Annotated in this window: 3 protein-coding genes; 2 read left to right on the top strand and 1 reads right to left on the bottom strand. The window is 41.2% G+C overall.

The genetic code is table 11. From position 1 onward, the window contains the following. Positions 1-130: 130 nt before the first annotated feature. Entirely contained in the window at positions 131-11431 is an 11301-nt protein-coding gene (locus OZP13_RS01620; protein WP_281298409.1) for an HYR domain-containing protein, read from the top strand. Positions 11432-11562: 131 nt separating this feature from the next. Then, on the top strand, positions 11563-11799 hold the full coding sequence (locus OZP13_RS01615; RefSeq protein WP_269241969.1) for a hypothetical protein: 237 nt from the start codon (positions 11563-11565) through the stop codon (positions 11797-11799). 69 nt (positions 11800-11868) lie between these two features. Here OZP13_RS01615 and hisS read toward each other — a convergent pair whose 3' ends face one another. After that, positions 11869-13239 (bottom strand): histidine--tRNA ligase, encoded by a 1371-nt coding sequence (hisS, locus tag OZP13_RS01610; protein WP_281298408.1) that lies wholly within the window; start codon positions 13237-13239, stop codon positions 11869-11871. Between the last annotated feature and the right edge of the window lie 140 nt (positions 13240-13379).

Genomic DNA, 13379 nt, shown 5'->3' with positions numbered 1-13379 from the left:
ATTAAACAAATCCGTTAATCGGAATAAAAAATTAATCCATCAATATATCTACATAAATACCTAACTTTGAGATAACTACAAACAAAATCAAACCTAAACCTTAGATTTTTGATTTTAAAATGTAAATACTATGAAGAAAAACTACTTTTTCATATTTGCATTATTTTTTAGCTATTCATTCGGGTATGGACAGGATTTTGGCCAATTCGCATCTGGAATACAAATTAACACTACACTTTACAATACCTCTGGTGATATTGGATTAACCCCATTCAATGGCTCAAATCTGGGTACTTTTGGAATTAATTCTAGCTGTGCCAAAATAACCGCAGGCGAAATAAAAACATGGAAAAGCGGTACAGGAAATATTTGCAATAGTTCCCTTTTTTGGCGTGTTTATCCAACAGGCCTTCCGTCTGGAAGCTTTAATTCAATTTCTTTGAATAATGTTTACAATTGTACAGCCAGTATTTTCGATGATGGAATTGGTTCTTGTTCCAATTTAAATAGCGAACAAAAATGGAAAGATTATGCTTTAAATATAGATTTCACAAATGGTTTAAGTGCCGGCAATTATACCCTCGAAATTTATTATGAATCCAAAGGTGATCTAGGTTCCGGAAATTGTGATCTTCAAAAATTCACAAACAATTCAGGAAATAATTTTCAAGCAAATTTCACAATAATCAATCCTACCGTCACTTGCCCTACAAATATCTCGCAAAATGTCGATATCGGAACTTGTACAGCAAGTATAACATCAGCTAATCCAACCATAGGAAACAATTGTTCCGTAACCAAATTGACTTGGGCTTTGACTGGAGCAACCATTGCCAATTCAGCAACAACAGGAATCAACAACTTGGGAACACAGATATTTAATTTAGGAACAACAACCGTTACTTATATTGCTTCAGACGCCGAAAACAACACCGCAACTTGTTCTTACACGGTAACCGTAACCGACAATGTAAATCCAACAATAACGGCTCCAACAACAATAAACACGACAACCAACACGGCTTGCACAGCAACCGGAGTCGCTCTTGGAACACCGACAACCGGTGATAATTGTTCCGTGGCTTCGGTAACCAATAATGCTCCTGCCGCTTTCCCATTGGGCAATACAATCGTAACTTGGACTGTTACCGATGGTTCGGGAAATACTGCTACGGCAAATCAAACGGTAACCGTAACCGACAATGTAAATCCAACAATCACGGCTCCAACAACCATAAACACGATAACCAACACAGCTTGCACAGCAACCGGAGTCGCTCTTGGAACTCCAATTACAGCCGACAATTGTTCCGTGGCTTCGGTAACCAATGATGCTCCTGCAGCTTTCACTTTGGGCAATACAACCGTAATTTGGACAGTAACCGATGGTTCAGGAAATACCGCAACGGCTAACCAAACAGTAACAGTAACCGACAATATCAACCCAACAATCACCGCTCCCGCAACCATAAACACGACAACCAACACAGCTTGCACCGCAACCGGAATAACTCTTGGAACACCTACAACCAGTGATAATTGTTCCGTGGCTTCGGTAACCAATGATGCTCCTGCAGCTTTCACTTTGGGCAATACAACCGTAATTTGGACAGTAACCGATGGTTCAGGAAATACCGCAACGGCTAACCAAACGGTAACCGTAACCGACAATGTAAATCCAATAATCTCGGCTCCCGCAACCATAAACACGACAACCAACACAGCTTGCACCGCAACCGGAATAACTCTTGGAACACCTACAACCAGTGATAATTGTTCCGTGGCTTCGGTAACCAATGATGCTCCTGCAGCTTTCACTTTGGGCAATACAACCGTAACTTGGACAGTAACCGATGGCTCTGGAAATACCGCAACGGTAAATCAAACGGTAACCGTAACCGACAATGTAAATCCTACAATTACTTGCCCAACAAATATTTCACAAAATGTTGGCGCGGGAACTTGTACAGCAAGTGTGGTCTCACCAAATCCAACCACGGCCGACAATTGTTCCGTAACCAAATTGACTTGGGCTTTGACCGGAGCAACTATTGCCAATTCAGCAGCAACAGGAATCAATAATTTAGGAACCAAAGTATTTAATTTAGGAATTACTACTGCAACATACCGAGTAGAAGATGCCGCTGGCAATTTTGCAACCTGTTCTTATACCATAACCGTTGTTGACAACATCAATCCGACAATTACCGCTCCAGCAAATATTGCCACAACCACCAACACCGCTTGCACAGCAACAGGAGTCGCTCTTGGAACACCGACAACCGGTGATAATTGTTCCGTGGCTTCGGTAACCAATAATGCTCCTGCAGCTTACCCTTTGGGCAATACAACCGTAATTTGGACAGTAACCGATGGTTCGGGAAATACCGCAACGGCTAACCAAACGGTAACCGTAACCGACAATGTAAATCCAACAATCACGGCTCCCGCAACCATAAACACCACGACCAACACGGCTTGCACCGCAACCGGAATAACTCTTGGAACACCAACAACCGGTGATAATTGTTCCGTGGCTTCGGTAACCAATAATGCTCCTGCAGCTTACCCTTTGGGCAATACAACCGTAATTTGGACAGTAACCGATGGCTCGGGAAATACCGCAACGGCTAACCAAACAGTAACAGTAACCGACAATATCAACCCAACAATCACCGCTCCCGCAACCATAAACACAACAACCAACACGGCTTGCACAGCAACCAGCGTAGCTCTTGGAACACCTACAACCGCAGATAATTGTTCCGTGGCTTCGGTAACCAATAATGCTCCTGCAGCCTTCCCTTTGGGCAATACAACCGTAATTTGGACAGTAACCGATGGTTCGGGAAATACCGCAACGGCAAATCAAACGGTAACCGTAACCGACAATGTGAATCCTATAATTACTTGCCCAACAAATATTTCACAAAATGTTGGAACGGGAACTTGTACAGCAAGTGTGGTAACACCAAATCCAGCCACGGCCGACAATTGTTCCGTAACCAAACTGACTTGGGCTTTGACCGGAGCAACTATTGCTAATTCAGCAGCAACAGGAATCAACAACATTGGAATAAGAGTATTCAATTTAGGAACTACCACGGTCACTTATATTGTTTCAGATGCCGCAAACAACACCGCAACTTGTTCTTACACGGTAACCGTAACCGACAACGTGAATCCAACAATTACTTGCCCAACAAATATTTCCCAAAATGTTGGAACGGGAACTTGTACAGCAAGTGTGGTAACACCAAATCCAGCCACGGCCGACAATTGTTCCGTAACAAAATTGACTTGGGCTTTGACCGGAGCAACTGTAGCTACTTCAGCAGTAACAGGCATCAACAACATTGGAACAAGAGTATTCAATTTAGGAACTACCACGGTCACTTATATTGTTTCAGATGCCGCAAACAACACCGCAACTTGTTCTTACACGGTAACAATTACAGACAATATCAATCCTACGATTACTTGCCCAACAAATATTTCACAAAATGTTGGCGCGGGAACTTGTACAGCAAGTGTGGTCACACCAAATCCAGCCACGGCCGACAATTGTTCCGTAATCAAACTGACTTGGGCTTTGACCGGAGCAACTATTGCCAATTCAGCAGCAACAGGAATCAATAATCTAGGAACCAAAGTATTTAATTTAGGAATTACTACTGCAACATACCGAGTAGAAGATGCCGCTGGCAATTTTGCAACCTGTTCTTATACCATAACCGTTGTTGACAACATCAATCCGACAATTACCGCTCCAGCAAATATTGCCACAACCACCAACACCGCTTGCACAGCAACAGGAGTCGCTCTTGGAACACCGACAACCGGTGATAATTGTTCCGTGGCTTCGGTAACCAATGATGCTCCTGCCGCTTTCCCTTTGGGCAATACAACCGTAATTTGGACAGTAACCGATGGTTCGGGAAATACCGCAACGGCTAACCAAACAGTAACAGTTACCGACAATATCAACCCAACAATCACCGCTCCCGCAACCATAAACACCACGACCAACACAGCTTGCACCGCAACCGGACTAACTCTTGGAACACCGACAACCGGTGATAATTGTTCCGTGGCTTCGGTAACCAATAATGCTCCTGCAGCTTACCCTTTGGGCAATACAACCGTAATTTGGACAGTAACCGATGGCTCGGGAAGAACTGCCACAGCTAACCAAACGGTAACCGTAACCGACAACGTGAATCCAACAATTACCTGCCCGGCAAATATTTCACAAAATGTTGGAACGGGAACTTGTACAGCAAGTGTGGTAACACCAAATCCAGCCACGGCCGACAATTGTTCCGTAACCAAACTGACTTGGGCTTTGACCGGAGCAACTATTGCTAATTCAGCAGCAACAGGAATCAACAACATTGGAATAAGAGTATTCAATTTAGGAACTACCACGGTCACTTATATTGTTTCAGATGCCGCAAACAACACCGCAACTTGTTCTTACACGGTAACCGTAACCGACAACGTGAATCCAACAATTACTTGCCCAACAAATATTTCCCAAAATGTTGGAACGGGAACTTGTACAGCAAGTGTGGTAACACCAAATCCAGCCACGGCCGACAATTGTTCCGTAACAAAATTGACTTGGGCTTTGACCGGAGCAACTGTAGCTACTTCAGCAGTAACAGGCATCAACAACATTGGAACAAGAGTATTCAATTTAGGAACTACCACGGTCACTTATATTGTTTCAGATGCCGCAAACAACACCGCAACTTGTTCTTACACGGTAACAATTACAGACAATATCAATCCTACGATTACTTGCCCAACAAATATTTCACAAAATGTTGGCGCGGGAACTTGTACAGCAAGTGTGGTCACACCAAATCCAGCCACGGCCGACAATTGTTCCGTAATCAAACTGACTTGGGCTTTGACCGGAGCAACTATTGCCAATTCAGCAGCAACAGGAATCAATAATCTAGGAACCAAAGTATTTAATTTAGGAATTACTACTGCAACATACCGAGTAGAAGATGCCGCTGGCAATTTTGCAACCTGTTCTTATACCATAACCGTTGTTGACAACATCAATCCGACAATTACCGCTCCAGCAAATATTGCCACAACCACCAACACCGCTTGCACAGCAACAGGAGTCGCTCTTGGAACACCTACAACCGGTGATAATTGTTCCGTGGCTTCGGTAACCAATAATGCTCCTGCAGCTTACCCTTTGGGCAATACAACCGTAATTTGGACAGTAACCGATGGCTCGGGAAGAACTGCCACAGCTAACCAAACGGTAACCGTAACCGACAACGTGAATCCAACAATTACTTGCCCAACAAATATTTCCCAAAATGTCGGGGCAGGAACTTGTACAGCAAGTGTGGTAACACCAAATCCAGCCACGGCCGACAATTGTTCCGTAACAAAATTGACTTGGGCTTTGACCGGAGCAACCATCGCAAGTTCTGCCGCAACAGGAATCAACAACATTGGAACAAGGGTATTCAATTTAGGAACTACCACGGTCACTTATATTGTTTCAGATGCCGCAAACAACACCGCAACTTGTTCTTACACGGTAATAATTACAGACAATATCAATCCTACAATTACTTGCCCAACAAATATTTCACAAAATGTTGGCGCGGGAACTTGTACGGCTAGTGTCATTACACCAAATCCAGCCACGGCCGACAATTGTTCCGTAACCAAATTGACTTGGGCATTGACTGGAGCAACTGTAGCTACTTCAGCAGTAACAGGAATCAATAATTTAGGAACCAAAGTATTTAATTTAGGAATTACTACTGCAACATACCGAGTAGAAGATGCCGCTGGCAATTTTGCAACCTGTTCTTATACCATAACCGTTGTTGACAACATCAATCCGACAATTACCGCTCCAGCAAATATTGCCACAACCACCAACACCGCTTGCACCGCAACCGGACTAACTCTTGGAACACCGACAACCGGTGATAATTGTTCCGTGGCTTCGGTAACCAATAATGCTCCTGCCGCTTTCCCTTTGGGAAATACAACCGTAACTTGGACAGTAACCGATGGCTCGGGAAGAACTGCCACAGCTAACCAAACGGTAACCGTAACCGACAACGTGAATCCAACAATTACTTGCCCAACAAATATTTCCCAAAATGTTGGAACGGGAACTTGTACAGCAAGTGTGGTAACACCAAATCCAGCCACGGCCGACAATTGTTCCGTAACAAAATTGACTTGGGCTTTGACCGGAGCAACTGTAGCTACTTCAGCAGTAACAGGCATCAACAACATTGGAACAAGAGTATTCAATTTAGGAACTACCACGGTCACTTATATTGTTTCAGATACCGCAAACAACACCGCAACTTGTTCTTACACGGTAACAATTACAGACAATATCAATCCTACGATTACTTGCCCAACAAATATTTCACAAAATGTTGGCGCGGGAACTTGTACAGCAAGTGTGGTCACACCAAATCCAGCCACGGCCGACAATTGTTCCGTAATCAAACTGACTTGGGCTTTGACCGGAGCAACTATTGCCAATTCAGCAGCAACAGGAATCAATAATCTAGGAACCAAAGTATTTAATTTAGGAATTACTACTGCAACATACCGAGTAGAAGATGCCGCTGGCAACTTTACCACTTGTTCGTTTTCAGTAACTGTTGTGGACAATATAGCTCCAACAGTAACTTTATCAAATGTAACGGCGCAATGTTCTGTAACATTAACTGTCCCAACAGCCTCCGACAACTGCGCCGGAACAGTTACTGGAACAACAAATGATGCTTTAACTTACAATACACAAGGAACTTTTGTTGTTACTTGGGCATTTAATGATGGCAATGGCAATGTTACGACAAGAACTCAAAATGTAATCATTGACGATACAATAGTGCCAGCAGCAAACGTGGCAAGTTTGCCGACATTAAATATTTCGGGCTGTCAAATAGACACATTAACACCTCCAACGGCAACCGATAATTGCAAAGGAATCATTAGTGGCACAACAACAACTCCATTCCCAATTACTACACAAGGAACCACGGTAATTACTTGGACATACGATGACGGCAATGGCAACTCAACAACCCAAACGCAAAATATAATACTGACTGCACCACCTATTTCTGGAGGCACTTTGGTAGGTTACATTTCTACCATAATTCCTGCAATGACACCAACAGAAAATATTGCCATCACATCTTGTCCCGATGAAGTAAACCCGATAACAATGAATTTATCGAGTCAAGTAGGCACAATTGTTCGCTGGGAAAAATTTGAAGCTGGAGATTCAGCATGGAGTGTTATTCCCAACACCACTGATTCCTATAATATTGTTTTTAATTTTAGCAACACTAAATCCACATTATTTAGGGTTCTAATACAAGTAGAAAACTGTACCAGATACTCCAATATTTTAAATGTACACGCTATTCCACCAGATGTTCCTCCCGTATTAGATCAAAATTATTTCAATATCTGTCTAAACACCCCTGTTACTTTGGTAGCTCGCAGCGGATATACTTCTTCTGTTGAAGTTGGAGATGGAGGCGATTTCAATAGCGGACAATTTCCAGAAAAATGGGATCCCACACAATGGAAAATTGACGGAGAAGTTGCGGGTGCCCAATGGACAGCAGCAGGAAACAACACCAAATTCAACAATTGGTCAGGCACGAACAATCATCCCGTTGGAACATTATATAGAATTGAATACAATTCAAATGATTTGAAATTTGGGATAGCCCATGGTAATTTCAATAGCCCAGCTTACATTGCTGAATTTGGTGTTGGTCCAACAACTTTAGAAACCCCCATATTTAGCCTTGTAGGATTAAAAACCGCCGCAATTCAATTTGACCAAGCCTATAATCTTCACGCAGGAGACTATGCCAAACTGGAATTATCGTTAGATGGCGGATTGACTTATACTGTTGTTTTACAAAATTTAACAGGAACAAGTCCACATGCCCTTTCTTGGGGAGATACGCACGGCGCTCCTGTTCCTTACCCATACCAAGCACCAAAATCCAACAATTCTACCACCACTTATTTTAATTTTCAAAACGACAACTCCTCTTTTGACCTATCTGAATATATTGGAAATGATAATGTCAGGGTTAAATGGAGCTTTTTTGGAACAACCGATGAAAGTGCTTGGACAATAGACAATATCGCAATTCCGGTTAAACCTTATAGCGATATCATAGAATGGACTGATGGTCTTGGAACTCCTGGCGAATACATCATAAGAAATCAATTGGCCGCTGCCTATACTTTTACACCTACAGCACCTGGAACACATTTATATGGAGCCACTTCCTTGATTAACGGATGCAGGGCTTATGATGTGGATGGAACGGCAATGGCAACAGTGAAAGTAAATTATGCTTATGCAGGCGAAACCATCGGATATACCAATGCCGAATGCGGAGAAAGAACAGTTCAACTCAATGCCTACGACAACACAAAATCAGCTGACCAAAACAAGACTAATGGAGCCTACCCATTGGCACTAAATACTTACAGTGATGATCCGGGCACAGGTGAAACAGGAAAATGGTCTGTTTTTTCCACTACAAACATCTGTGGAACCTATAGCTTTTCTAATATTTCAAGCCCAGCTTCTTCTTTTTCAGGAGATGCAGGAGTCTATACTTTGAGATGGACACTAGACATTTCAGGTTGTTACAGTGATGTACAGGTTACATTGACCAACTGCAGTGTTGTAGATTTTGATGGCGTTGATGATTATGTGACTTTTAAAAATAATTATGGTTTGGGTACTGACTTTAGCATAGAAATATGGGTAAAACCAGATCCACAACCGGCAAATCCATTAAGCAACATACAAACAATCCTTTCCAAACGAAATGCAAATAATCCTATCGATGGCTACGACTTGAGACTTACAGGCAATATTCTGTCATTTAATTGGAACAATGGAAGCCAAATAGCTTCACCTTTCACATTAACCACCAGCAGATGGTATCATGTTGCCGTTACCCGCAATAGTGGAATTTATAGATTGTATATTGACGGAATTGAAGTAGCAAACGCAGCTGGTTCTGCACCAATAACCAATAATTCTGACTGTATTGCGGGAGCCATGAATCAAACCGAAAACTTGCCAAATAGACCCGTAAATCATTTTTCAGGATGGATAGATGAATTACGAATCTGGAATACAGGCTTGAGTCCTGAACACATACACCAAATGATGAACCAACAAATTGTCGATAACGGTACTGCCGTTAGAGGAGAAATTGTGCCTCTTGACATTAATGGCCCAGATGTCAATAAAGACGGAGTCGATGACCAACAACTATTTTGGACCAATTTAATAGGCTATTATCGCATGAACCAAATTGATTGCGGCTATCTCAAACCTTATGGAGGAAAAGGTGTTGATGCCAAATTAAGAAACATCACGAGTTCACAAGAAGAAACTGCTCCCTTGCCTTATACAACGACAAGAGATGGCAATTGGATGGATCGAGGCACTGGAACAACTCCATGGAAATACGGTGATTCGGTTTGGGATTATCCCAATAGCACTGGATATAACGGAACTCCAATAGATTGGAATATTGTGCAAACTGCCCACAACATCAATTCAGGAAATAAAGACATTACTGCATTGGGCTTAATTTCGACAGCTGGAAAATTAACCATCGCAGATCCTGTTGTGACTTCACCCATCGAAAACAATGACGGTCAAGGACTCTGGATTACCCATTATTTAAAACTAAACGGTACTATTGACTTAGTGGGTGAATCACAATTGATACAAAAAAGATATATTCCAAACCAGTTCAGCGAAAGCATCTTGGACGTAACCAGTTCAGGATATATCGAGCGCGACCAGCAAGGGCAACGAAATAGTTTCAATTATAATTATTGGTCATCACCCGTGAGCAATATTCAAGGAATAATCAATAACACAACTTATTCGCCGGCAAGCGTTTTGAAAGACGGAACAAACTCTTCCATTCCTAAAAACATAATTTTTGGTGACGGAGCCTATTTTGCCGACGGCTCTTTATCAATTCCGATATTAACGAGCAACCGTTGGATATGGTCTTATAATTCTCAAACACTCGATACGAATACCGAATGGCAAGATTATTTTCAGTGGAACTACATTGGAAATGCTGGTCTTTTAAAAACAGGAGAAGGTTTTACCATGAAAGGAACGGGAGGAATTGCAGCAATCGATGCAACCCAAAACTATGTTTTTGTTGGAAAACCAAATAACGGAAATATCGCTCTTTCATTGACTTTCGACCAAACCTATTTAGTTGGAAACCCCTATCCTTCTGCCCTTGATGCCGATGAATTCATTTTAGACAATTTAGCTGGTCGCGCCGGAGTCAATGTTTTCAATGGTACACTCTATTTCTGGGATCATTTCGGGTTATCCAACAATCATTATTTAGCCGAATATGAAGGCGGTTATGCCACTTACACCTTAATTGGAGGAGTCAAAGCCATTGGAACCTCGTCTTTAACTGCTGGCGGAGCAGGTTCAAAAGTACCACAACGATACATTCCTGTGGGACAAGGTTTCTTTGTAGATGCCTACATAGACCCAGCCTTGTCAGGAACTGCTGCAACAGTTAGCGGAGGAACCCTAAATTTCAAAAACAGCCAACGCGTATTTATGAGGGAAAGTGTTCCTAATTCTGTCTTCATGAAAAAAAGAGAAAATACCAAAACAAACACCCAAACCAAACCAAAAATTAGATTGGGTTTCGATTCATCTGTTGGTGCACATCGACAATTATTGGTTGGTGCAGATTCTAATACAACCAATCTCTTTGATATAGGTTATGATGCTCCTATGTTTGACACCAATGAAAATGATATGTATTGGATAATAAACGACAGTCAATTCGTGATTCAAGGCGTGCCCGATTTCAATACCAGCCGAATAATTCCTTTAGGAATAGTCGTGGCAAATGAAGGCGAGATAACCATCAAAATTGACGAACTCGAAAACGTTACTTCCAGTACCCAAATTTATTTACACGATACCAAAACAGGAATATATCATGATCTTAAAAACAGTAATTTCAAAACAACTCTTGCTGTTGGAAACCACGACAATCGTTTCTCGTTGACATTTGAAAATCTAACGACTGAAATTGCACTCGACCTTACTGAAAACAATTCAAATGATGGTATTATAGTCTTGTTTTCCAACAATTATAAAATATTGACAATCAAAAACAACATTCCAGATGCAACGGTAAACGCAATTTCTCTTTACAACATATTAGGCCAATTTATTTCAAATTGGGATGCAAAAGACAAAGAGCAAACCAATATCCAGATTCCAATCAAAAACATGCCTTCTGGAATTTACATTGTAAAAATAAAAACTTCGAAAGGAGAACACAGCAAAAAAATAATCATTAATTAACCCAGTATATTAAGGAAATATTAACTTGTTATTGTATTTTACCTAAAGTATTCTTTATATATTTGGGATACAAATTCAAGAATACTCTCAAAATAATAATCAATAGTAAAAAACTCTTAATTTAAAAAATAATGAAAAAAATACTTATCGCATTAGCCGTTGTTTTATTCACAATCAATGCTGGTGCACAAGACACAAAATCGACTGCTAAAGCAACTCCAAAAAAAGAATCCTGTTGTGCAAAAGCAATGACGACCGAAGAAATCGCCAAATGTCAAGAAAAATGCAAAGCCGAAGGAAAAGAATGCACTGCTGGAGAAATGGCTAAATGCAAAAAAGAAACAAAAAGCTGTTGTGCAAAAAAATAACAACAACCCTTTTGCAAACAAAAACGTCCCGAAAATTTCGGGACGTTTTTGTTTATATGGAAACTGGAATTATAACAAAGCTTCTTTCAATCCTTCAAAATCAAGCAAAACTTGTTCCCCGGAAATTAAATTCTTCAAGGCAAATTTTTCCTCATTCATTTCGGTTTCGCCAGTGATTACGGCAAAAGGAATTCCACGTTTATCTGCGTGTTGAAACTGTTTACCGACTTTTACATTATCAGGATACAATTCCACTTTTACTCCAAAACTGCGCAATTTCGTGATGGCTTTCATCGAATAAAAAGCTTCTTTTTCGCCATAATTGATAAACAAGGCTTTTGAGGTCGAAGTCACGGTTTCTGGAAACAAATTCAATTCTTCGATAACCAAATAAATTCGGTCCAATCCAAAAGAAATCCCTACTCCACTCATATCTTTCAAACCAAAAATCCCGGTCAAATCATCATACCTTCCGCCACCTCCGATGGAACCCATCGAAACCGTTTTTGGTGCCGCAACTTCAAAAATAGCTCCGGTATAATAATTCAATCCACGAGCCAAGGTCACATCCAAATCTAAAACAGCTTTATTCAAACCAAGGCTTGTCACGTTGTCACAAATAAATCGCAACTCTTCCACCCCTTTCAATCCTTCTTCGGACTCGGCCAATAAAGCGGAAAGCTTTTCTATTTTTTCCGAAATGGTTCCCGTGAAATTAAACAACGGTTGCACTTTTTCTATTGCCGATTCTGCAATTCCTTTCTCGATCATTTCTTTTTTTACGCCATCCTCGCCTATTTTGTCGAGTTTGTCCAAAGCTACCGTGAAATCAATCAATTTGTCTTTGGCTCCAATAACTTCGGCAATTCCCGAAAGGATTTTTCTATTATTGATTTTAATGGTGACGCCTTCCAAACCTAATTGGGTAAAAACCGAATCATATAATTGCACCAATTCTACTTCTTGCCACAAGGATTTTGACCCGACAACATCGGCATCGCATTGAAAAAACTCCCTGAAACGTCCTTTTTGCGGTCGATCGGCACGCCAAACGGGTTGAATTTGGTATCTTTTGAATGGAAACTCAATCTCGCTTTGATGTTGCACCACGTATCTTGCAAATGGAACGGTCAAATCGTAACGCAAGGCTTTCTCGGAGATGTTTGAAGTCAACTTATTGCTTTCTTTATTTTGCAATAAAGTGGCATCGGCTTTCGCCAAATAATCACCGGAATTCAAAATCTTGAAAATCAACCGATCACCTTCTTCTCCGTATTTTCCCATCAGAGTTTCGGAGTTTTCAAACGAAGGCGTTTCTATGGGTTGGAAACCAAATTTCTCGAAATTACTTTTGATGGTTGCTATAATATATTGACGTTTTGCCACCTCGGCAGGTGAAAAATCTCTTGTACCTTTTGGAATGCTTGGTTTTGATGCCATTTTTTTAAGTTAGAAGTTTAGGAGTTGGAAGCTGGGAGTTGGAAGCTGGGAGATGGAAGTGGGAAGATGGGAGCAGGAAGATGGGAGCAGGGAGTAATTGTACCTCCGACTTCTAACTTCCAACTTCTAACCTCCATCTT

Source organism: Flavobacterium limnophilum (assembly GCF_027111315.2).
GTDB lineage: Bacteria > Bacteroidota > Bacteroidia > Flavobacteriales > Flavobacteriaceae > Flavobacterium > Flavobacterium limnophilum.
The sequence above is the reverse complement of the archived record's forward strand: the minus strand, read 5'-3'. Positions and strand labels throughout refer to the sequence as shown.